Source organism: Balneatrix alpica DSM 16621 (assembly GCF_000619885.1).
Lineage (GTDB): Bacteria > Pseudomonadota > Gammaproteobacteria > Pseudomonadales > Balneatricaceae > Balneatrix > Balneatrix alpica.
Genome location: NZ_KK211039.1, coordinates 576,958 through 597,320, shown reverse-complemented (window position 1 = coordinate 597,320; position 20,363 = coordinate 576,958). Strand labels below are relative to the sequence as shown.

General features: G+C 51.8%; 19 protein-coding genes and 4 tRNA genes. 15 read left to right on the top strand and 8 right to left on the bottom strand.

Translation table 11 applies throughout. The features are described 5' to 3' along the window. Positions 1-49 precede the first annotated feature (49 nt). Both Q334_RS0112140 and Q334_RS0112135 read left to right on the top strand, forming a co-directional pair. On the top strand, positions 50-1,444 hold the full coding sequence (locus Q334_RS0112140; RefSeq protein ID WP_027313447.1) for a sigma-54-dependent transcriptional regulator: 1,395 nt from the start codon (positions 50-52) through the stop codon (positions 1,442-1,444). A 46-nt stretch (positions 1,445-1,490) separates the two neighbouring features. After that, the gene (locus tag Q334_RS0112135) at positions 1,491-1,838 is read left to right on the top strand and encodes an Hpt domain-containing protein (protein WP_027313446.1); all 348 of its coding nucleotides are present in this window, start codon (positions 1,491-1,493) and stop codon (positions 1,836-1,838) included. A 67-nt stretch (positions 1,839-1,905) separates the two neighbouring features. Here the strand turns inward: Q334_RS0112135 and luxS are convergent, their stop codons facing one another. Then, positions 1,906-2,418, bottom strand: coding sequence for an S-ribosylhomocysteine lyase (luxS, locus tag Q334_RS0112130; RefSeq protein ID WP_027313445.1), 513 nt, complete (start codon positions 2,416-2,418; stop codon positions 1,906-1,908). A gap of 120 nt (positions 2,419-2,538) precedes the next feature. On the opposite strand from luxS, the gene mtnN reads away from it, so the two are divergent. Further along, the gene (mtnN, locus tag Q334_RS0112125) at positions 2,539-3,258 is read left to right on the top strand and encodes a 5'-methylthioadenosine/S-adenosylhomocysteine nucleosidase (RefSeq protein ID WP_211249543.1); all 720 of its coding nucleotides are present in this window, start codon (positions 2,539-2,541) and stop codon (positions 3,256-3,258) included. A gap of 30 nt (positions 3,259-3,288) precedes the next feature. Next, complete coding sequence (locus tag Q334_RS0112120) at positions 3,289-4,467, top strand: pyridoxal-phosphate-dependent aminotransferase family protein (protein WP_051527764.1); 1,179 nt, start codon at positions 3,289-3,291, stop codon at positions 4,465-4,467. A 7-nt stretch (positions 4,468-4,474) separates the two neighbouring features. Here Q334_RS0112120 and Q334_RS19010 read toward each other — a convergent pair whose 3' ends face one another. Continuing rightward, a complete protein-coding gene (locus tag Q334_RS19010; RefSeq protein ID WP_051527763.1) occupies positions 4,475-4,981 on the bottom strand; it encodes a TlpA family protein disulfide reductase in 507 nt (168 codons plus the stop codon). Between the two features lie 74 nt (positions 4,982-5,055). Between Q334_RS19010 and Q334_RS0112110 the strand changes: the two genes are divergently transcribed. Both Q334_RS0112110 and Q334_RS20430 read left to right on the top strand, forming a co-directional pair. Then, on the top strand, positions 5,056-5,919 hold the full coding sequence (locus Q334_RS0112110; RefSeq protein ID WP_027313442.1) for an NAD(P)-dependent oxidoreductase: 864 nt from the start codon (positions 5,056-5,058) through the stop codon (positions 5,917-5,919). Between the two features lie 80 nt (positions 5,920-5,999). Further along, a complete protein-coding gene (locus tag Q334_RS20430; RefSeq protein ID WP_155888988.1) occupies positions 6,000-6,146 on the top strand; it encodes a hypothetical protein in 147 nt (48 codons plus the stop codon). A gap of 60 nt (positions 6,147-6,206) precedes the next feature. Here the strand turns inward: Q334_RS20430 and Q334_RS20090 are convergent, their stop codons facing one another. Then, positions 6,207-7,040: a DUF1853 family protein gene (locus Q334_RS20090; protein WP_027313441.1), complete on the bottom strand. Its 834-nt coding sequence runs from the start codon at positions 7,038-7,040 to the stop codon at positions 6,207-6,209. Beyond that, the gene (locus tag Q334_RS0112095) at positions 7,033-7,839 is read right to left on the bottom strand and encodes a response regulator transcription factor (protein WP_027313440.1); all 807 of its coding nucleotides are present in this window, start codon (positions 7,837-7,839) and stop codon (positions 7,033-7,035) included. The genes Q334_RS20090 and Q334_RS0112095 overlap by 8 nt, the downstream gene beginning before the upstream one ends. An 87-nt stretch (positions 7,840-7,926) precedes the next feature. Here Q334_RS0112095 and Q334_RS19000 point away from each other — a divergent pair, with 87 nt between their 5' ends. The 7 genes from Q334_RS19000 (at position 7,927) to Q334_RS0112060 (ending at position 11,014) form a co-directional block, all read left to right on the top strand. Further along, the gene (locus Q334_RS19000; RefSeq protein WP_051527762.1) at positions 7,927-8,184 is read left to right on the top strand and encodes a hypothetical protein; all 258 of its coding nucleotides are present in this window, start codon (positions 7,927-7,929) and stop codon (positions 8,182-8,184) included. Beyond that, positions 8,171-10,018, top strand: coding sequence for an excinuclease ABC subunit UvrC (uvrC, locus tag Q334_RS0112085; RefSeq protein ID WP_027313439.1), 1,848 nt, complete (start codon positions 8,171-8,173; stop codon positions 10,016-10,018). The genes Q334_RS19000 and uvrC overlap by 14 nt, the downstream gene beginning before the upstream one ends. Next, positions 10,008-10,562 (top strand): CDP-diacylglycerol--glycerol-3-phosphate 3-phosphatidyltransferase, encoded by a 555-nt coding sequence (pgsA, locus tag Q334_RS0112080; protein ID WP_027313438.1) that lies wholly within the window; start codon positions 10,008-10,010, stop codon positions 10,560-10,562. Before uvrC ends, pgsA begins: the two co-directional genes overlap by 11 nt. Before the next feature lie 113 nt (positions 10,563-10,675). Then, a tRNA-Gly gene (locus Q334_RS0112075) sits at positions 10,676-10,751 on the top strand. Positions 10,752-10,755: 4 nt separating this feature from the next. Then, positions 10,756-10,829 (top strand) — tRNA-Cys (locus Q334_RS0112070). A gap of 5 nt (positions 10,830-10,834) precedes the next feature. After that, positions 10,835-10,922, top strand: a tRNA-Leu gene (locus Q334_RS0112065). A gap of 16 nt (positions 10,923-10,938) precedes the next feature. Further along, positions 10,939-11,014 (top strand) — tRNA-Gly (locus Q334_RS0112060). A gap of 448 nt (positions 11,015-11,462) precedes the next feature. Here the strand turns inward: Q334_RS0112060 and ppsR are convergent. Further along, on the bottom strand, positions 11,463-12,290 hold the full coding sequence (gene ppsR / locus Q334_RS0112055) for a posphoenolpyruvate synthetase regulatory kinase/phosphorylase PpsR (protein WP_027313437.1): 828 nt from the start codon (positions 12,288-12,290) through the stop codon (positions 11,463-11,465). A 343-nt stretch (positions 12,291-12,633) separates the two neighbouring features. On the opposite strand from ppsR, the gene ppsA reads away from it, so the two are divergent. Together ppsA and Q334_RS0112040 are read left to right on the top strand one after the other, a co-directional pair. Next, the gene (ppsA, locus tag Q334_RS0112050; RefSeq protein WP_051527761.1) at positions 12,634-14,973 is read left to right on the top strand and encodes a phosphoenolpyruvate synthase; all 2,340 of its coding nucleotides are present in this window, start codon (positions 12,634-12,636) and stop codon (positions 14,971-14,973) included. 236 nt (positions 14,974-15,209) lie between these two features. Next, on the top strand, positions 15,210-15,500 hold the full coding sequence (locus Q334_RS0112040; protein ID WP_027313434.1) for an RNA recognition motif domain-containing protein: 291 nt from the start codon (positions 15,210-15,212) through the stop codon (positions 15,498-15,500). Positions 15,501-15,635: 135 nt separating this feature from the next. On the opposite strand, the gene Q334_RS0112035 is transcribed toward Q334_RS0112040, so the two are convergent. From Q334_RS0112035 to Q334_RS0112025, 3 genes are all read right to left on the bottom strand, one after another. Continuing rightward, positions 15,636-17,813 (bottom strand): malate synthase G, encoded by a 2,178-nt coding sequence (locus Q334_RS0112035; protein ID WP_027313433.1) that lies wholly within the window; start codon positions 17,811-17,813, stop codon positions 15,636-15,638. A 129-nt stretch (positions 17,814-17,942) separates the two neighbouring features. After that, the gene (locus Q334_RS0112030; protein WP_027313432.1) at positions 17,943-18,701 is read right to left on the bottom strand and encodes a 2-keto-4-pentenoate hydratase; all 759 of its coding nucleotides are present in this window, start codon (positions 18,699-18,701) and stop codon (positions 17,943-17,945) included. Between the two features lie 3 nt (positions 18,702-18,704). Then, the gene (locus Q334_RS0112025) at positions 18,705-20,351 is read right to left on the bottom strand and encodes an ABC transporter ATP-binding protein (RefSeq protein WP_027313431.1); all 1,647 of its coding nucleotides are present in this window, start codon (positions 20,349-20,351) and stop codon (positions 18,705-18,707) included. Positions 20,352-20,363: the final 12 nt, after the last annotated feature.

The window sequence follows — 20,363 nt, the reverse complement described above, 5'->3', positions numbered from 1 at the left end:
TAAAAAGCGTCTAATGTAGAAGTTGTGCAGACAAGCTAAGGAGCAGGGAATGAGTAATACCAATGCTGAGGTAGTGTTGCTGGTGGAAGACAGCCCTACCTTAGCGGCGTTATACCGAGCTTATTTGCGTGATATGCAGGTTGAGGTAGTGCATTGCAAATTAGGGCAGGAAGCGCTGGATTGGCTAGAGCTGCATACGCCTTCGGCAATGCTATTGGATCTAATTTTGCCTGATATGCATGGTATGGATATCTTGCAGCATTTACAGGCACAGCACGTTAACTATCCCATTATTGTGATTACCGCCCACGGTAGCGTAGATGTGGTTGTCAGTGCGATGCGCGCAGGTGCGCATGATTTTATTGAGAAGCCCTTCGATGAGAAACGTTTGCGCTTAACGCTGTCCAACAGCTTGAAGTATTTCGCGCTTAATCAGCGGGTCAAGGTGTTATCCAGTGAGCTAAATCGTGAGTCGTTCCATGGCTTTATTGGTCGTTCATTAGTGATGCAAGGTATTTACCGCATTATTGAGAGTGCGGCACCTTCGAAAGCCACGGTGTTTATTAAAGGGGAGAGCGGCACCGGTAAAGAGGTGTGCGCGGAGGCCATTCATCGTGAAAGCCCCCGAGCAACTAAGCCTTTTGTCGCGATCAACTGTGCAGCGATTCCGCACGATTTAATGGAGTCAGAGATCTTTGGACATGTAAAAGGGGCCTTTACTGGAGCGGTGGCGGAGCGCAGCGGAGCAGCGGAGCGTGCCAATGGCGGGACGTTATTCTTAGATGAAATTTGTGAAATGGATTTGGATCTGCAGTCCAAGCTGCTGCGTTTTATCCAAACCGGGACTTTTCAGAAAGTAGGTGGTAGCAGTGTGCAGAAGGTGGATGTGCGTTTTATCTGCGCCACCAATAAAGACCCCATGGAAGAGGTGCAGGCAGGGCGTTTCCGTGAAGATCTGTATTACCGTTTACACGTCATTCCTATTCGCTTGCCCCCGCTGCGTGAGCGGGGGGAAGATTTGTTGTTAATCGCCCGGGCGTTATTGGCTGAATTTGCTCAAGAGGAAGGCAAAAGTTATCAAGGTTTCAATGCCGCAGTGGAAGCAGTGTTTATGGATTACCCCTGGCCGGGCAATGTACGCCAATTACAGAACGTAGTGCGCAATATTGTCGTGTTAAATAGTGGCGGATTGGTCACGGAGTCTATGCTGCCAGAACCCTTCGACCAGCATCATGAAGGGCATAATTATATTAGCCCGGTGAAACGTGTTGTTAGCCAGGTTGAAGAGAGTCAGGAGCCGATTCTGCCGCTGGCAAAAGTGGAGCGGGTGGCGATAGAGCGTGCGTTAAAAGTGTGTGATGGTAATGTTTCCCGAGCGGCAGAGTTGCTTGAGGTAAGCCCATCAACGCTATACCGTAAGCTTCAGAGTTGGCAGAACGAGTAGAAATAGATAGGAACCGTTCGAGTTCCAACGCATTGAGGATGGATGCATGACGCAAACGGCTTTGTTTGATCCCAAGCCATTGTTAGAACTTGAAGAGGATACCTCCACTCAAACCATGCGGACCTTTGCTAAAGGTTATCTGCAAGATGCACCGCACAAAGTGCAAGAGCTGGAAGCTGCTTTGAATCAGGCAGATCAGGCCCAGGTAGTAAAGAATGCCCACGATTTAAAAAGCAGTTCGGCTGGGGTGGGGTTGGTAGAGTTAGCCAGGGTAGCTAAGCAAATGGAGGCAAGCGCCAGAATTGGCCAGCTAAAACCAGTAGAAATTTTGCTAAAGCGTAATCAGCATTTGCTGGAACAAAGTTGGCATGTGCTGGCCAATTGGTTGGAGTAGTTGCCGGCTTGAGCCGTAAAAACAAAGCCCTGCTTATGCAGGGCTTATCATTTCTGCTGAAATCAGCTTAATGATGTTCCTGCAGGAACTCATCGCTTAGATACAGCTCATCATTGGAGTTCAGGCTGATACCTCGTTCCAGAATATTCTTAGCGATTTGTTTGGCTTCATCCAAAGAGTGCATTTGGTAGGTGCCGCACTGGTATTCGTTCAGCTCAGGGATGTCATTTTCTGCCTGAACGTGCAGCACATCCTGCATGGCTTGTTGCCAAGCGGTGGCGACCTGCTGTTCGCTGGGGGTACCAATCAGGCTCATATAGAAACCGGTACGGCATCCCATGGGGGAAATGTCGATAATCTCAACGTTGTCGCTATTTAGGTGATCACGCATAAAGCCTGCAAACAGGTGTTCCAGGGTGTGAATGCCACGCTCGGACAGAATTTCTTTATTCGGCAGGCAGAAGCGCAGATCAAACACGGTGATGTCATCCCCTTTAGGGGTGCGCATGTTCTTGGCAATGCGAACCGCAGGGGCCTGCATGCGGGTATGATCAACCCGGAAGCTATCGAGTAGGGGCATGGTGACTCCATCCATTGCTGCAATCAAAGGTGGCTAGTATACCAGCCCTGAGGCAATTGGGCTCCAGGTTAGCTTTTGCTAAGATGCGGGCTTTGTTAGAGCGCTAGAGGAGTGCGGATGATGTCAGTGAAGGTAGCCATTATTGGGGCAATGGAGCAGGAAGTAGAGTTGCTGCGCTCTCAACTCAGCGAGCGAGAAACCACCACTCTGGCTGGCTATGAGTTTTCCCGTGGCAAGTTGCATGGGGTGGAGGTAGTGCTGCTTAAATCTGGCATAGGTAAGGTAAATGCTGCTCTTTCGACTACGCTGCTGTTAGAGCGTTTTGCCCCAGAAGTGGTGATCAACACAGGTTCAGCCGGCGGTTTTGATGCAGGGTTAAACGTTGGTGATGTCGTGATCTCCACTGAGGTATATCACCACGATGTGGATGTGACGGTGTTTGGTTATGCGCCTGGACAGGTGCCGGGGCTGCCAGCTCGCTTTGCTGCTGATGTAGCACTGGCCAGCCAAGCTAAACAGGCTATTGCACAGGTACAGCTACCTGGGCAGCAGATTGTGAGTGGTGAGATTGCTTCAGGTGATGCATTCATGCATGAGCCTGAACGGGTTGAGGCAGTGCGTATACTGTTTCCGCAGATGAAAGCCGTCGAGATGGAAGCGGCAGCGATTGCCCAGGTTTGCTATCAGTTTCAGGTGCCTTTTCTGATCATCCGTTCACTGTCAGATATCGCCGGTAAAGAGTCCAATCTCAGCTTTGAGCAGTTTTTACCCAAGGCGGCCAAGCACTCAGCAGAAATGGTGATAGCCTTGGTTGCAGCCCTTGGGGTAGGCTCTGCCTAAACGTCGGAATCCGCTCAGAAAGGAGGTCTCATGATAGGTTCATTTTATCCCCCCCAGCGTACGTTGTTAGGGCCAGGCCCATCTGATGTAAGTCCGCGGGTGTTAGCCGCCATGGCGCGTCCGACTATTGGCCATCTGGACCCTGAATTTATTCGCATGATGGATGAGATGCGTACGCTATTACAGTATGCCTTTCAGACCCAAAATGCGTTGACGATGGCGGTGTCTGCACCGGGTTCAGCGGGGATGGAAACTTGCTTTGTTAACTTGGTAGAGCCGGGCGATAAAGTGATCGTTTGCCAAAATGGGGTGTTTGGTGGGCGGATGCTGGAAAATGTACGCCGCTTTGGTGGCGAGGCGGTCTTGGTAGAAGATGCATGGGGCGAGCCTGTTTCCGTAAGTAAGGTAGAGGCCGCGATTGCAGCTAATCCGGATGCGAAAATCCTGGCTTTTGTGCATGCCGAGACTTCAACCGGGGTGCGTTCAGATGCCCAGGCATTGTGCCAGCTGGCGGCTCGTCATGGGCTGTTGACCATTATGGATGCAGTGACCTCGTTGGGCGGCATTGAACTTGCTCTTGATGCCTGGGGAGTGGATGCCGTTTATTCCGGTTCCCAGAAGTGTCTGTCGGCGGTGCCGGGTATCTCCCCAATCAGTATGAGTGATAGAGCTCTTGCGAAGGTGAAGGCACGCACTACGCCGGTACCCAGTTGGTTTCTAGACTTAAACCTGGTGATGGGGTATTGGGGCCAAGGGACGCGCCGGGCATACCACCATACGGCACCGGTTAACACCCTTTATGCACTGCATGAGTCCCTGGTAATGCTGCAAGAGGAGGGGCTGGAGGCCGCATGGCAACGCCACGCTCTGCATCATCAGGCCCTTAAGGCAGGCTTGGAAGCAATGGGGCTGTTGTTGCTGGTGGATGAGGCCTATCGTTTGCCGCAGCTGAATACGGTTGAAGTTCCTGCTGGAGTGGATGAAGCCAAGGTACGGGCCTTTTTGCTAGATACGTTCGATCTGGAGATTGGGGCAGGGTTAGGTGCCTTGGCGGGTAAAGTGTGGCGTATCGGTTTGATGGGACATGGCTGTAATGAGCGTAATGTCAGCTTCTGCTTGAGTGCCTTGGAAGCTGCGTTATTGCAGCAAGGCCACCCGTTGAGTGCCGGCGCTGCGCTAAAAGCAGCGCAAGGTGTCTATCGGGGTTAATGCTTGCTTAGGGAGCGGGGCCCATCAGTTGCTGTAGTGCTGTTTGGGTCTCGTGATCAGCCCAGGGCTTAGCCCCTAAGATGGTTTCCACCCGTTGTCCCTGGGGATTAAGTATCCAGGTAAGTGGTAAACCTTTGGTGGCTACCTGACTGAAGAGACTATTGTGTGGGTCCAGTAGTAATGGCATGTGCAGGCTTAATTGATGTTCCTGCAAGAATGCGCTCAGAGCTTCTGGCGATTCGCCCAAATTAACCGCGAGTACACTAAAAGGATAGTGAGGTTGCAGGGACTGATGCAGAGCATCAAGCTCTGGCAGCTCTTTCACGCAGGGAGCGCACCAACTGGCCCAGAAATTGACAACCAGCCATTTCCCCTGCCAAGGGGTTAAGTCGATAGGTTGGCCTTCAGTATCCCGTAAAGGTGCCTGTAGTAGCTGCTGCCAGTCGGCATAAGCCTGAGGGGGAAGGCCAAGGTGTAGAGTTAGGGTTAGCAAGCATAAAATGATAAGACGCATACTCACCTTCGTTTCGTGGGTGGGCCACCATCAGGCTGGCTAAAGCCAGTAAGCATAAAGAGGGAAGGGTTGCTATGAAAGTGGCATTTATCGGTTTAGGGGTGATGGGCTATCCGATGGCCGGACACCTGCAACAAGCCGGTCACCAGGTTACGGTATTCAATCGTACCTCAGCCAAGGCCGAGAAATGGGTGGCGGCTTATGGTGGGCAGATGGCACTGACTCCTGCGGAAGCAGCGCGTGAAGCCGAACTCGTGTTTGCCTGTGTTGGTAATGATGATGATTTGCGCGAGGTCACCTTAGGACCACAAGGGGCATTTCAGACTCTGATGGTCGGGGCGGTCTTTATTGATCACACCACGGCTTCTGCCGATGTGGCACGTGAGCTTTATGAGGCCGTTGGCGAGCGAGGCGCACATTTCCTTGATGCGCCGGTATCCGGGGGACAGGCAGGGGCAGAAAATGGCCAGCTGACGATTATGGTGGGAGGGGATCAAGAGGCCTATGACTTAGCTCAGCCGGTCATGCAGGTTTATGCTCGACAAATGCGTTTGCTGGGCCCCGCTGGTAGTGGCCAGTTGGCGAAGATGGTGAACCAGATTTGTATTGCAGGTTTGGTACAAGGGTTGGCTGAAGGGCTGCATTTTGCCCAGGGAGTGGGTCTGGATGCGGAAGCTGTAGTGGATGTGATCTCTAAGGGGGCGGCGCAATCCTGGCAGATGGAGAATCGTGCGCTAACCATGTTGGCTGGCAAGTTTGATTTTGGTTTTGCGGTTGACTGGATGCGTAAAGACCTCGGCATTGCCTTGAACGAAGCTCGGCGTCAGGGGGTGCAGTTGCCTGTGACAGCGCTGGTGGATCAGTTTTATGCTGAGGTACAGCGTATGGAAGGTGGGCGTTGGGATACATCCAGCTTGATCGCCAGACTGCGCAAATAGTGTACAAAGGTTGGCTTGTCATTGATTTAGCTCAATGGCACCATGTGCGCTCCCATTTTTTTGTATGAGAGCGCCCTGAAATGTTCGGAATTGATTTGTGGAGTCTGAAATCCTTCCTGCCTAGCATTGCCATTGTGATCACCATGCTGGTCTTGGTGGGGGTGGGGATTCGCACCCTAAAGCGTTTTATTCGTGAGGACGCGATCAAGGCAGGCGAGCAGGGCTAAACTCCCAGACCTGACTATTAACAGTGGTGTTGTGATGACATCATTGAGATAGAACCCTGGTTACTCCAGGGTTTTGTTTTTTGGGGCTGAAAAAGGCCAGTGTTGATTGACGATAAAGCCCCAACTCAGCTCATCTTGATCGAATAAGCACACTTGCTGCGGTAGTCGGCAAACCTGCAATTGTTGTTGCAACTCTGCCAGAGTAAGAGGGGGAGTAGCAGGGGCAACTTCGCTTAGCCACTGGGCTTTACTCAGCAACCAATAGTGACCTTGCTCCGGTAGTAGTGGGGTATCTCCATGGGTGAGCCACCAGCCGCGTCGAACAGCGGGGTTGAGTGGCGGAGGCAAGGGATGCTGGCGCCAGTTGTGTTGCCAGGGAAGGTGTAGGCGTCCCGGTATTCGCAGGCTTACCTTGTTCGGATTGAGCTCCCAGCTGGCTAGAAAAGCAGCGACATAGGGATGTTGCGTCAGTGCTAATTGATGTTGAAGGAGGCGTCGCCATTTTCGCCCCAGGCTGTCATGGGGATTGGGGCCGATCCAGGCATCAAGATCTTCAATACTTTGTTGGGGATACCAAAGATACCACTTCGCTGCCAGTTCAAGATGGAGCACCTGGCCATTAGGATCACCTAGCAATAGGTCGAGTTCCCCCAGGGTATGTCCTTCTGCGCGAATGCAGAGGTTATGTAGCTGTAATGGGTAGTGTTGAGGAGCAAAGTTATGAAGCTGCTCAACCATTCGTCCCAAGGGGAGAGGATAGGTTAAGGGCACAAGCGGCGACTCGGGGGCTGTCAGAGAAGGGAGTGCCTGCTGTGTGTAGGGCGGAGCGAGCAGAATGTCGGGAGTGTTGCTAAGCCAGGTCAGTACCTGGCTCTGCCAAAGGGAATCAAGCATTCAGCATGGCGCGTAACATGCGCTTGACCTCATTCACCTCAAAAGGTTTATCACAGATGGCATCTACCCCAGCCTGACGGACAGCGCTGAGACGAGCCTCACTGTGTTCTGAGGTGACCATCATAATGGGGATATGGGCATGCAGAGGGTGTTGGCGAATGCCGCTGATCAGCTCTTCCCCGTCCATAACGGGCATGTTGTAGTCCGTGACTACCAGATCAACGCTTTGCTCTTCGAGTAAGGCAAGGGCTTCTGCGCCATTCTCTGCTTCGATAATACTGGTGACGCCCATTTTGTTCAGAATGCGGCAGATATGTTTACGGGCCGTGTGGCTATCATCGACTACCAGTAGGCGCAGGTCAGCGATATCGTAATGGTCGAGTTCAAGTTCATCATTCTGGTAGTAGTCCAGAGTTGCTAATAGTGCACGGCGCAAGTCTTCAATTTTAAAGGGTTTAGGTAGGATAGCGACGGCACCCGCTTGACGCACAGGATCGAGATGTTCGAGCTTTTGTTCGCTGGAGATCAGCATAAAGGCGACCCCTGCCAGTTCATCATGGCCACGTAGTTCGTAGATTAGCTCGGTTCCTGTGCCGCTGGGCAGATAGAGGGCACTGATAATAAGATCGGGGTGGTAGCGTTCGATCGAAACAATCGCCTCGGGCAGGTCAGCCACGCTTTCAACCTGAGTGCAGCCAGCGCTGATCAGGGCGTCTTCTATCAGGCGTCGCTGCATGGCGGAAGGTTCCACCAGCAGGATAGCCAAGTGACTGATATCCTGGGGATGGGCATGAGTCATCAAATTTATCCGGTGTTATCTGCAAGTGTGTTAGAGTAGGCGACTTGCATCCATGATAGCCACAGCCAGCTTAATTTAGCCAGTACCATGGCCGAAACCGATATCAATAAGATTCTTGTCAATGGTGCCCAGATTGCTCTGGAGCAGCTCAAACGTGCCCGTAGCCACGATAGTTTGATGTTTCATTACGCGGAAATTAGCGTGTACTTGGAAGTGTCGCTGTCACAGGGAGCGGGTATTTCCCACTGGTCACAAGAGGCGCTGCAGGACATGTTTGCCGAAGCGGCTCAGGTGTTGATGGAGCGTTCTCGCCAGTTGCGTGTACAGCCTCATGTCGGCGCTTGATATTGCTTCTTTGTTGGCTAATTTGCCGCGTAAGCCTGGGGTCTATCAGATGCTGGGCGATCAGGAGCAGGTGCTCTATGTTGGTAAAGCGGCGGACTTAAAGGCTCGCGTCAGCAGCTATTTTCGCAGTACTGGGTTGACGATTAAGACCCAGGCATTGGTAAAGCGGATTCAGCGGGTACAGATTACTGTCACCCATAGTGAAACCGAAGCCTTACTACTGGAGCAGAGCCTGATTAAGGAGCTGCGTCCTCCCTATAACATCCTGCTGCGGGATGATAAGTCTTACCCCTATATCTTCATCTCTTCGCTGGATACCTATCCGGCGATTCGTTTTCATCGTGGGCCAAAACGTAAAAAGGGGCGCTATTTTGGCCCCTATCCCAGTAGCAGTGCGGTGAAAGACAGCCTGCATTTGTTGCAGAAGATTTTTAAGTTACGCCCCTGTGAAGATGCGGTGTTTAACAACCGCTCCCGTCCCTGTTTGCAGTATCAAATTAAGCGCTGTAACGCGCCCTGCGTGGAGTTTATCCAACCAGAGGAATATCAGAAAGATCTTGAGCATGCGCTGATGTTTCTACAGGGTAAAAATGCCAGTTTGTTGCAGGATATTCAGCAGCAAATGGAGCAGGCGTCGATGGAGTTGGCGTTTGAGCGGGCGGCAGAGTTGCGCGATCAGTTGATTAGTCTGCAAAAAGTGCAGGAGCAGCAGTTTGTTATCGGTGCAGGTGGTGAGGCCGATGTATTAGCCGCGCAGGTGCGTCCTGGTGGTGGCTGTGTGCATGTGTTGTATGTGCGTCAAGGACGGATTCAGGGCTCACGTACGTATTACCCGAAGCTGGCGGTAGAAGCAGATGAGGCCCAATTGTTATCGGCTTTTATTCCGCAGTTTTATTTGGGCAGTCAGGAGCGGGAACTGCCGCCAGAGCTATTGCTGAGCCATGAGCCGCAGGATAAAGCCGTGTTGGCGGAGGCGTTGTCGGCAGCGCGAGAGCGTAAAGTGAGCCTGAATGTGCCCCAGCGTGGAGAAAAGTCGCAGTGGCTCAAGCTGGCAGAGACTAATGCGCAGGATAATCTGGCAGCCTATCTGGCCAGTCAGAATAACCTACTGGAGCGCTTTGTGACGCTGCAGGAAGTGTTGGGGTTGGATGAGCTACCTCATCGCATCGAATGTTTTGATATTAGTCATAGCCAGGGCGAAGCAACGGTTGCTTCATGCGTGGTGTTTAATGCGCAGGGGGCGGTGAAGCAGGACTATCGTCGTTTCAATATTGAAGGCATTACTCCTGGTGATGACTATGCAGCGATGCACCAGGCTTTGACGCGCCGCTATGCTCGTTTGAGCGAAGAAGGCGCCAGCATGCCCAGTATTTTGCTGGTCGATGGCGGTAAGGGACAACTCGCTCAGGCACGTCAGGTGCTGGCAGAGTTGGGAATCGAAGAGATTCAGTTAGTCGGGGTAGCCAAAGGCGTTACCCGTAAACCAGGGCTGGAAACCCTGTGGCTGGAAGAGGACAATACGCCTCTGATTTTGGAGCGGACTTCGCCAGCCTTACATCTGATTCAGCAAGTGCGTGATGAGGCGCACCGTTTTGCTATTAGCGGCCATCGTGCCCGTCGTGGTAAAGCGAGGCGGGTATCCTCACTTGAGGGGATAGCTGGAGTAGGGCCGAAAAAACGCCAGGCTTTGTTGCGCCACTTTGGTGGTATCCAGGGGGTACAACGAGCCAGCATGAGTGAAATCGCAAAAGTTCCCGGTATTAGCCAAGCACTGGCTCAGGACATTTATGACCATTTACACCCCGGAGGGGCAGAAAACAACGATGTGGACTAACCTGCCCAATCTTCTCACCCTGTTACGGGTCGTGCTCATTCCCGTTATTGTGGTGGTTTATTATTTGCCCTATCACTGGACGCTGATGGCCAGTGCGGTGATTTTTTTGTTGGCGGGTATTACCGATTGGTTTGATGGTTACTTGGCTCGACGCTTGAATCAGAGCACGCCTTTTGGCGCTTTCTTGGATCCCGTGGCGGATAAGCTGATGGTGGCAGTGGTGTTAGTCATGTTGGTAGAAACCTATGCCAGTATTTGGGTCACCTTGCCGGCGGCGGTGATCGTGGGACGGGAGATACTCATCTCAGCCCTGCGGGAGTGGATGGCTGAGCTAGGTAAGCGTGCTAGCGTGGCTGTGTCGTACATTGGTAAGGTCAAGACCGCTCTGCAGATGGGGGCGCTTTGTATTTTACTGGCGGCGGCGCCGGGCTCTATGTTGAGCTGGATAGGCTTGGTTGCGCTCTATTTAGCTACCTTATTGACGCTTTGGTCGATGCTAATTTACCTGAAAGCGGCTTGGCCAGTGCTGACGGATGCGCGATAAGTCATTCTGATACAAGTAATTTTTGTGTTAGGTTGTTGACAGCAAAAGCGGAGTCCCTATAATACGCCTCCGAAGCAACAAGCCAGAGTCACCCACTCGGGTTTGTGTTTAGAGCGGGAATAGCTCAGTTGGTAGAGCACAACCTTGCCAAGGTTGGGGTCGCGAGTTCGAGTCTCGTTTCCCGCTCCAAAATGGCTGGATGGCAGAGTGGTCATGCAGCGGACTGCAACTCCGTGTACGCCGGTTCGATTCCGACTCCAGCCTCCATGTTTGCCTGGGTGGTGAAATAGGTAGACACAAGGGACTTAAAATCCCTCGGCTGAATAAGCCGTGCGGGTTCGATTCCCGCCCCAGGCACCACATGATAATTTGTAAAGCGGGAATAGCTCAGTTGGTAGAGCACAACCTTGCCAAGGTTGGGGTCGCGAGTTCGAGTCTCGTTTCCCGCTCCAAATTATCAATCCTATAACAGGCCTAGCCTGTTCTATTTCGAAGTGCCATCCTCGGTCTTTTTCCAACGATAAATTACTCCTGCTTTATATTTTTCCCTTACTCAGCATTAGTTTGCTCCCTTCGCCGATCCTTGTTTAGTCCGATTGTTTTACTTCTGGGCCTGTTTACTGTCTCTGTTATGGCTAATGTTTTGCTAGGTTTGACCAGCGCGACTGTGACAGTAGTTGTTGACGTGTCTTACTCTTCCCTGTTCTTGCTTTGGTTAGCCGATCAGCTTACCTGATAAGTGGACACTGCCTTTGGCTGTGATGGTGCAGGTTTTTAGCTGCTCGTCATATCTCATAGCTGTGCGAGAGCTATGAGGGCCAAGAGTGGAGCTGATTTGCTTGAGAGGAGTGTAAGCGCCCTCAGGACAGAGGGCACTTAGGATAGGAGATTCGGGTCAATTTACTTTAGGTGACGTTCTAATCCAGCCTGCGCCAAAATACGGGTTGAAATCTCTTCCACCGACAGGCGTGTGGTGTCGATATAGGCGATGCGTTCCCGCTGGAACAGTGCCAGGGCTTCTTTGGTTTCGTGTTCGCAGAGCTCGTATGAGGCATAGGGGCTATTAGGACGGCGCTCCTGACGAATAGCGCAGAGTTGTTCAGCTTCAATGCTTAGGCCAAAAAGCTTATGGCGATAATTTTTGAGAGCAGTGGGCATTTTTAAGCGCATACAGTCATCCATATCCTCTTCCGTCAATGGATAGTTGGCGGCGCGAATACCGAACTGCATGGCCATGTACAGACAGGTGGGGGTTTTGCCGCAGCGGGATACGCCAATCAGGATAATGTCCGCTTCATCGTAGTGTTTGATTTTGGCGCCATCATCGTTATCCATGGCAAAGTTAACTGCTTCTATTCGCTGTTTGTAGCGCCGCTCTTCCGAGATAGCGTGGGTTTTGCCGACGGTATAGCTGGAACGGGCCGCTAGCTCATCTTCGAGTGGTGCTAAAAAGGTACCAAAAATATCCACCATAAACGCATCGGCTTCGGCAATGATGGCCCGGACTTCGTTATTGACGATGGTATCGAAAATAATTGGCCGCCCATCATCATAAGCGGCGGTTTTATTGATTTGGATAAGGGCGTTGCGGGCTTTTTCCGGGGTATCGATATAGGGCAGGGTAATCTGATCGAAACGGATGTTTTCGAATTGAGTGAGCAGGCTGTGGCCAAGGGCTTCAGCGGTGATCCCGGTTCCGTCGGAGATAAAGAAGGCAGTGCGTCGCATGGTGCAGACTCCCTGGATGAAAACTGCATTCATTATAACGATCAGATATGTAGTTTCTCCTTTTGAATTTTTCAGGTTATTAGAGTGCTTGGGGAAACAAAAAGTTTTTTTACTGGTTTTTTAACCATATTTTCATATGTAACTTATTGATTTTAATTAAAAAATGTCATTGGTCATACCTGTAGCAAAATTACATTTTAGTGAGGTTGGGTATTTACAAAAAAAATTCAGTATGATTAGCCCCGCCAAATGAGTGGTTGATCTGATTTGGCCAAGCATCACACGTGAACACAAAGGGGTTTAAGCCTTGGAAAACTACATTCTGTTTTTCGACAAGGTAGGAATGGGGGATGTTGAGCGAGTTGGCGGTAAAAACGCATCGCTCGGAGAAATGATCAGCAACCTGGCTTCGGCTGGTGTGCAGGTACCCAACGGTTTTGCTACCACTGCCCAGGCATATTGGGACTTTATTGAGTATGGCGGTTTGGCTCAGCGTATTGCGGATGAGCTGAAAAGCCTGGATGTAGACGATGTTAAAGCCCTGGCGGTGACAGGCAATCGTATTCGCTCCTGGGTGCTTGAAGCCCCTTTCCAACCCGCACTGGAACAGGCCATTGACCAAGCCTGGCAACAGCTTGCAGGTGACCATGCAGAGTTGGCCGTGGCGGTCCGTTCTTCTGCAACGGCGGAAGATTTGCCAGATGCTTCTTTTGCTGGCCAGCAAGAAACCTTCCTTAATATCCGTGGCTTAGACAACGTTAAGCATGCCATCAAAGAGGTGTTTGCTTCGTTGTTTAACGATCGTGCAATTTCTTATCGGGTTCATCATGGTTTTGACCACGGTGAAGTCGCTTTGTCTGCCGGTGTGCAACGCATGGTGCGCAGTGAAACCGGCGCCAGCGGGGTGATGTTTACCCTGGACACCGAGTCAGGCTTTGATCAGGTCGTGTTTGTGACCTCCAGCTATGGTTTGGGTGAAACGGTAGTGCAGGGTGCAGTTAACCCTGACGAGTTCTATGTGTTCAAACCTAATTTGGTGGCTGAGCGTCCGGCGGTACTGCGTCGTACCCTGGGCTCAAAAGCGATCAAGATGATTTATGCGCAAGAGTCGAGTGCAGGTCGATCTGTGTTGACCGTGGATGTCGATAAGGCAGAGCGTGCACGTTTCTCCATCAGTGATGCTGAGGTTGAAGCGCTGGCGCGTCAGGCCCTGATCATTGAGAAGCATTATGGACGGCCGATGGACATCGAGTGGGCCAAGGATGGTGACGATGGCCAGCTGTATATCGTGCAGGCGCGTCCTGAGACGGTGAAAAGCCGGGCGAATCAGAATGTGATGGAGCGTTACCTGTTGAAAGAAAAGGGTACCGTGCTGGTGGAAGGTCGCAGTATCGGCCAGCGTATTGGTGCCGGTCCAGTCAAGGTTGTGGCCAGCATTGCGGATATGGATAAAGTTAAGGCTGGTGATGTGTTGGTGACGGATATGACCGATCCCGATTGGGAGCCGATCATGAAGCGTGCCGCAGCCATTGTCACTAATCGTGGTGGACGTACCTGCCATGCGGCCATCATTGCCCGAGAGCTAGGCATTCCTGCGATTGTCGGCTGTGGTGATGCTACAGATAAGCTGCAAGATGGCCAGGAAGTCACCGTATCCTGTGCAGAAGGGGATACAGGTCGTGTTTACCAAGGCCTATTAAACTTTGAGCTACGCACTAACAGCATCGACTCCATGCCATCACTGCCTTTTAAGGTGATGATGAACGTTGGTAACCCAGATCGTGCCTTTGACTTTAGTTCGCTGCCTAATGAAGGCGTCGGCTTAGCTCGTTTAGAGTTCATCATTAATCGCATGATTGGTGTGCACCCCAAGGCGCTGCTGAATCTTGATGAGCAGCCTAAAGAAGTGCGCCAGGCGATCGAAAAACGCATGGCAGGCTATAGCTCACCAGTCGATTTTTACGTCGATAAACTGGTTGAGGGCATTGCCACCCTGGGTGCAGCCTTTGCACCGAAAAAGGTGATTGTGCGTTTGTCTGACTTTAAGTCGAACGAATATGAAAACCTGATTGGTGGTAGTCGCTATGAGCCAGGTGAAGAGAACCCCATGCTGGGCTTCCGTGGTGCGTCACGCTACATCTCTGATAACTTCCGTGATTGCTTTGCACTAGAGTGCCGTGCCCTGAAAAAGGTACGTAATGAACTGGGCCTGAAGAATGTCGAGATCATGGTGCCTTTCGTGCGGACACTGGGTGAAGCGCGTCAGGTTGTGGAGCTGTTGGCTGAGCATGGCCTGCGTCGTGGAGAAGATGGTTTGCGTGTCATTATGATGTGCGAATTACCGGCGAATGCCCTGCTGGCGGATGAGTTCCTCGAGTATTTTGATGGTTTTTCTATCGGCTCGAACGACTTAACCCAGCTGACCCTGGGCCTGGATCGTGATTCTGGCATTGTGGCTCACTTGTTTGATGAGCGTAATGAAGCGGTGAAGAAACTGCTGGGAATGGCGATCAGCGCCTGTAAGCGGGCGGATAAATATGTGGGAATCTGTGGCCAGGGGCCATCTGATCACCCCGATCTGGCTAAATGGCTGATGCAGCAAGGTATTGATTCTGTTTCCCTAAACCCGGATTCAGTATTGGATACCTGGTTCTATTTGGCTGATGAACATAGCGCCAGTTAATCAACAAAATGGCCTCCAATTGGGGGCCATTGTTTTTATGCATTTTTTTTGGATAAGTCGGGAAATTCTTGCCATTTTTTTTCCGATGGAGACTAGGCAAAAGGGAATTAGCTGCCATACTGTATCAGTGATTGAGGTCAGCATGCTGCCTCAGGACGTGACCGGGTAATTTGTGTGGTTGGTTGCCTGATTGCGCTATTACGATCAACCGCTCGTTTTGAATTTGGTGTTTGTGCATGAATATCTACGTTGGCAACCTTGCTTATAGCGTAACCAATGATGACCTGAAAGAAGCCTTTTCTGCTTTCGGTGAAGTGCAGCGTGCAGCTGTAATCATGGATAAAGAAACTGGCCAGTCCAAAGGTTTTGGTTTCGTTGAAATGGCTGATGATGGCCAGGCAGAAGCCGCTATCGCTGCTCTGAATGGTGCTCCTCTCAAAGGCCGTAACGTGAAGGTTAACCAGGCGCAGCCTCGTCCTGAGCGTCCTGCTCGTGGCCCCCGTCCTCAGGGTGGTCGCCGCTTCTGATTCATCAGAAACGATAGGAGTGCTAAGGCACTTCTGAGCATAAAAAACCCGGTCTTGTACCGGGTTTTTTATGCTTGTGATCCCCCGCAGCTGACGGGAGAGCAGGGGTAGTGAGCTACCCCTGCTGGTCAGGTATTAACCAGCAAGCTTGGCTTTTAGTTGCAAGCGGCGGCGGTGCAGGACAGGTTCGGTATAGCCGTTAGGTTGGGCACAGCCTTCAAAGACCAATTCACAGGCGGCCTGGAAGGCAACGCTGTCGGCAAAGTGAGGGGCCATCGGGCGATACTCAGGGTCCTCGGCATTCTGACGGTCGACCACGGCTGCCATACGTTTCATCGTCTCCATCACCTGCTCCTGGCTGCACACACCGTGCAGTAACCAGTTAGCGATATGCTGGCTGGAAATGCGCAGGGTGGCGCGGTCTTCCATTAAGCCGACATCATTGATATCCGGTACTTTGGAGCAACCTACGCCCTGATCGATCCAACGTACCACATAGCCCAGAATGCCCTGAGCATTGTTATCCAGCTCTTGCTGAATCTCTGCCGCGCTCCAATTAGGGTTGCTTGCTACCGGTACGGTGAGGATGTCATCCAAAGAGGCGCGAGGACGTTGGGCTAACTCCGCCTGGCGAGCAAAAACATCGACCTGATGATAATGCAGGGCATGCAGCGTGGCTGCGGTGGGGGAGGGAACCCAGGCTGTATTGGCACCGGATAGTGGATGCGCTACCTTGGCTTGTAGCATGTTCGCCATCTGATCAGGGATGGGCCACATGCCTTTACCAATTTGCGCACGACCGCTAAGGCCGCACTCCAAGCCAATGTCGACGTTCCAATTTTCATAGGCGCTGATCCAGGCTGCTTGTTTCATCTCGCCCTTACGAATCATCGGACCCATCAGCATGGAGGTGTGAATTTCATCGCCGGTACGGTCAAGGAAGCCGGTGTTGATAAACACTACGCGCTCTTTGGCGGCGCGGATGCATTCTTTGAGGTTGACTGTGGTGCGGCGTTCTTCATCCATGATGCCCATTTTTAGGGTGAAGGGTGGCAATCCGAGCACCTCTTCCACTCGCCCGAACAGTTCATTGGCGAAGGCAACTTCTTCGGGGCCATGCATCTTCGGTTTAACGATATACATTGAGCCAGTTGTGGTGTTGCGGAAGGCGCCTTTACCCTGAATATCGTGTAGGGCAATAGCGGTGGTCACCAGGGCATCCATGATACCTTCCGGAATTTCGTGCCCATCTTGGTCGATAATAGCCTCGTTGGTCATCAGATGCCCAACGTTACGCACAAACATCAGGCTACGGCCTTTTAACAGCAGCGGCTTGCCGTCCAAACCTTGGTATTCACGATCAGGATTAATCCGTCGAGTGAAGCTTTTACCACCTTTGCTGACTTCTTCAGTCAGATCGCCCTTCATCAGGCCTAGCCAATTGCGGTAAACGACGATTTTATCGGCGGAATCAACGGCCGCTACTGAGTCTTCGCAGTCCATAATGGTGGTCAGCGCAGACTCAAGCAGAATATCTGCCACGCCAGCGGCATCACTTTGGCCAATTTGGCTACTAGGATCGATCTGGATCTCAAAGTGCAGACCATTGTTCTTTAATAGGACAGCTTGCGGTGCTTCGGCTGGACCGCGATAACCGATCAGTTTGCTGGGCTCAGCCAGGGCAGTCTCTCCCCCTTGTGACAGGCTGACGCTAAGTTGTCCTTGTACAATCCGATAAGCGCTGGCGTCTTGATGTGAACCCTGCGCTAGAGGGGCTGCTTGGTCGAGGAATTGACGCGCAAACGCGATCACTTTGGCTCCTCGAACTGGGTTATACCCCTGACCTTTTTCGGCGCCTTCTGTCTCAGCAATAGCATCGGTGCCATAGAGAGCATCATAGAGGCTGCCCCAGCGTGCATTGGCAGCATTCAGGGCAAAACGTGCATTCATCACCGGTACCACCAGCTGAGGTCCAGCCATGGTTGCCATTTCGGGATCGACATTGCTGGTGCTGACCTGGAAAGCTTCACCTTCAGGGAGGAGGTAGCCAATCTCTTGGAGGAAAGCTTTGTATTCGGCAAAATTAAATGCGCTGCCTTGATGAGCGCGGTGCCAGTCATCAATTTTGGCTTGCATTTCATCGCGTTTCGCCAGGAGCGCACGGTTACGGGGTGCTAGATCTCGGACGATGGCTGCCATGCCATCCCAGAATTGTTGCTCACTGACGCCGGTGCCGGGTAGCACTTCGGTGTTAACGAATTGGTACAGGGGGGCGGAAATTTGCAAACCGCCATGAGCGATGCGTTGACCCATCGAAAATGCCTTCTTTGCTTGTCTGGCTCGCCGGCTGCAGACGAGGGCTCCTAGGCTCTTGGAGTGGCAAGGGCGTCGACTTACGCGCAGCGAGTCCAGTTATGTTTATAGTTAATGCAGGGTTTACTTTTATAGCTGAACCCAAGCAGAACCTATCCCCGCAAAACAGACACTTACCTTATCACCGCTGACAGCGGCAGGGTAACCACTCCAGGTGCCTGTCGTCACCCAGCTGCCAGCTTCCAGGTGATAACCCAGGTGGCTGCAGAGGTTAACAAATTCCGGCAGTAACTGAACCGGATTCTGTTGAGGATGGCCTCCCTCATTTTGCACGATTAAGTGGTCATTGATATATAGTTCGAAGGGTTGAGAGGAGAAATTAATCGAGTTTTGCCAAGTATGAGCCTCTCCAATAACCAACGCACCGTTCATCTGGTTATCAGCAAGGTGTAGCTGTGTTGGAGCCTGGGGCCAGCCTGCTAAACGACTATCTAGAACTTCAATAGAAACCGCTACATGACTGATAGCAGACAGTATTTCCACCTCAGTGTATTGTTGCTTTGGCTGAAAACTACGGTTGAAACAGAAGGCTAGTTCAGCCTCTACATGCAAGGCCGTAAAGTGCTGAGTATCAATCTTGGCTTCGCTTGCATAGCATTCGCTGGCGGCAATAGGAGCAGCAAAGATTTGGCCATTGCCCATTAATCCTGTTTTCCACCATTTTGCAGGCTGCTGGCGTAACTCCAGTACCCGTTGTTGGACCGCATAAGCAGTTTCTTCATCTAATGAATTCAATAGCGCCTCGGGCAATGCCAGTGGTTGATGTTGCTGGCGTGCTTGCAGTAGTGCGCGACTAATGGGTTCAATGACATCCTGGCAGTGCATCATCAGTTAGCTGGCCTTTAACGTGGATGTGTGTCCTGTTTCCTGACGATCCTGTAGTTGACGGGTTAACCAGTCAGGATCCATTTCAGGGACGGAAGATAACAGTTGGGCACTGTATTCTGGATGGGGAGGGCTGAAGATCTCCACACAGCTACCCTGCTCGATGACTTTACCATAACGCATGATAACGACTTGATCGGCAATCGCTTTTACCGTGGCTAAATCATGGGTGATAAACAAATAGGTGAGTTGCAATTCTTGTTGTAGGCGCAGTAGGAGCTTAAGAATGCCTTCCGCCACTACTTGATCCAGTGCTGAGGTGACCTCATCACAGATAATCACCTCAGGTTCGGCAGCCAGCGCCCTAGCAATACAGATACGTTGTTTTTGCCCACCTGATAACTCATGCGGATAGCGGTCTAAGTAAGTATCAGGGTCTAGATCAATCTGCTTGAGGAGTTCATGGATGCGTTTAGTTTTAGCCTGGCCAGATAAGCCAAGGTAAAACTCCAAGGGACGACCAATAATGTCCTTAACCCGTTGGCGGGGATTCAGGGCAGTGTCCGCCATTTGGTAAATCATTTGGATGTGACGCAGTGTGTGCTGGTCACGTTGTCGATAGCTGGCAGGCAATACCTGGCCCTGATACACCACTTTACCTGCTGTAGGCTCAAGCAGACCAGTAATCACCCGTGCTGTGGTGGACTTTCCTGAGCCGGATTCACCAACGATAGCCAGGGTTTGCCCTCGCGGTACATCAATATTGACATTGCTCAGTACCTTCAGAGTGTTGTTGCCATAGGCAGCATCGACTCCCTGTAAGGAAAGCACTGTTTCTGTGGCTGTTTGCGCAGGGGCTGGCTTTTGCAGGTTACGTACTGCCCACAGGGTTTTGGTGTACTCAGCCTGGGGTTGATGCAGCATGTGGCGGGTCTCTGCTACTTCAATGGTCTGGCCGTGCTTCAACACCTGAATTCGATCAGCCATTTGCGCCACGACGGCCAAGTCATGGGTAACGTAAATGGCTGCGGTGTTATAGCTTTTGACCACATCACGAATGGCGGCCAGCACTTCAATTTGGGTCGTTACATCCAAGGCCGTAGTGGGTTCGTCAAAAATAATCAGATCGGGCTGGCAGGCCATCGCCATGGCTGTCATTGCCCGTTGTAGCTGTCCGCCGGACAATTGATGGGGATAGCGATAGCCAATCCGCTCTGGGTTGGGTAGCTGCATCTTGCGATAAAGGGCAATCGCTTCACGCTTGGCATGCTCAGGGTCCATCCCCAGATGCTGAACGGGGCCCTCAATATACTGATCAAGTAAGCGTTGGGCTGGGTTAAAGGACGCCGCGGCTGATTGGGCAACGTAAGCGATGCGCTTGCCCCGCAGCTGTTGCTTGGTGGCTTCGCTAGCCTGAGTCAGATCAATGGAATCGAAAAGAATGGAGCCACCGCTGATGCGACAACCCCCGCGGGTATAGCCCATGGCGGCCAGCCCCAGGGTGGATTTGCCTGCTCCGGACTCACCGATTAACCCCAGCACTTCACCTGGGTAAAGATCAAGATCAATGCCCTTGATGATTTCCTGCCAGCCTTGATCCAATTTGGCCTCAATCCGCAGGTCACGCATTTGCAGTAAGGGTTTGCTGTGCATGGCTGTCTCCTG

Excerpts from the sequence above, each read along its gene's own strand:
- Q334_RS0112140 (WP_027313447.1), top strand. The coding sequence starts at position 50 with ATGAGTAATACCAATGCTGAGGTAGTGTTGCTGGTGGAAGACAGCCCT.
- Q334_RS0112025 (WP_027313431.1), bottom strand. The coding sequence starts at position 20,351 with ATGCACAGCAAACCCTTACTGCAAATGCGTGACCTGCGGATTGAGGCC.
- ppsA (WP_051527761.1), top strand. The coding sequence starts at position 12,634 with ATGGGGGATGTTGAGCGAGTTGGCGGTAAAAACGCATCGCTCGGAGAA.
- luxS (WP_027313445.1), bottom strand. The coding sequence starts at position 2,418 with ATGCCCCTACTCGATAGCTTCCGGGTTGATCATACCCGCATGCAGGCC.
- Q334_RS19010 (WP_051527763.1), bottom strand. The coding sequence starts at position 4,981 with ATGCGTCTTATCATTTTATGCTTGCTAACCCTAACTCTACACCTTGGC.
- ppsR (WP_027313437.1), bottom strand. The coding sequence starts at position 12,290 with ATGCGACGCACTGCCTTCTTTATCTCCGACGGAACCGGGATCACCGCT.
- Q334_RS0112030 (WP_027313432.1), bottom strand. The coding sequence starts at position 18,701 with ATGATGCACTGCCAGGATGTCATTGAACCCATTAGTCGCGCACTACTG.
- Q334_RS0112040 (WP_027313434.1), top strand. The coding sequence starts at position 15,210 with ATGAATATCTACGTTGGCAACCTTGCTTATAGCGTAACCAATGATGAC.
- Q334_RS20430 (WP_155888988.1), top strand. The coding sequence starts at position 6,000 with ATGTTCGGAATTGATTTGTGGAGTCTGAAATCCTTCCTGCCTAGCATT.
- Q334_RS0112095 (WP_027313440.1), bottom strand. The coding sequence starts at position 7,839 with ATGACTCATGCCCATCCCCAGGATATCAGTCACTTGGCTATCCTGCTG.
- Q334_RS20090 (WP_027313441.1), bottom strand. The coding sequence starts at position 7,040 with ATGCTTGATTCCCTTTGGCAGAGCCAGGTACTGACCTGGCTTAGCAAC.
- Q334_RS0112035 (WP_027313433.1), bottom strand. The coding sequence starts at position 17,813 with ATGGGTCAACGCATCGCTCATGGCGGTTTGCAAATTTCCGCCCCCCTG.
- pgsA (WP_027313438.1), top strand. The coding sequence starts at position 10,008 with ATGTGGACTAACCTGCCCAATCTTCTCACCCTGTTACGGGTCGTGCTC.
- uvrC (WP_027313439.1), top strand. The coding sequence starts at position 8,171 with ATGTCGGCGCTTGATATTGCTTCTTTGTTGGCTAATTTGCCGCGTAAG.
- Q334_RS0112120 (WP_051527764.1), top strand. The coding sequence starts at position 3,289 with ATGATAGGTTCATTTTATCCCCCCCAGCGTACGTTGTTAGGGCCAGGC.
- Q334_RS19000 (WP_051527762.1), top strand. The coding sequence starts at position 7,927 with ATGGCCGAAACCGATATCAATAAGATTCTTGTCAATGGTGCCCAGATT.
- Q334_RS0112135 (WP_027313446.1), top strand. The coding sequence starts at position 1,491 with ATGACGCAAACGGCTTTGTTTGATCCCAAGCCATTGTTAGAACTTGAA.
- Q334_RS0112110 (WP_027313442.1), top strand. The coding sequence starts at position 5,056 with ATGAAAGTGGCATTTATCGGTTTAGGGGTGATGGGCTATCCGATGGCC.
- mtnN (WP_211249543.1), top strand. The coding sequence starts at position 2,539 with ATGTCAGTGAAGGTAGCCATTATTGGGGCAATGGAGCAGGAAGTAGAG.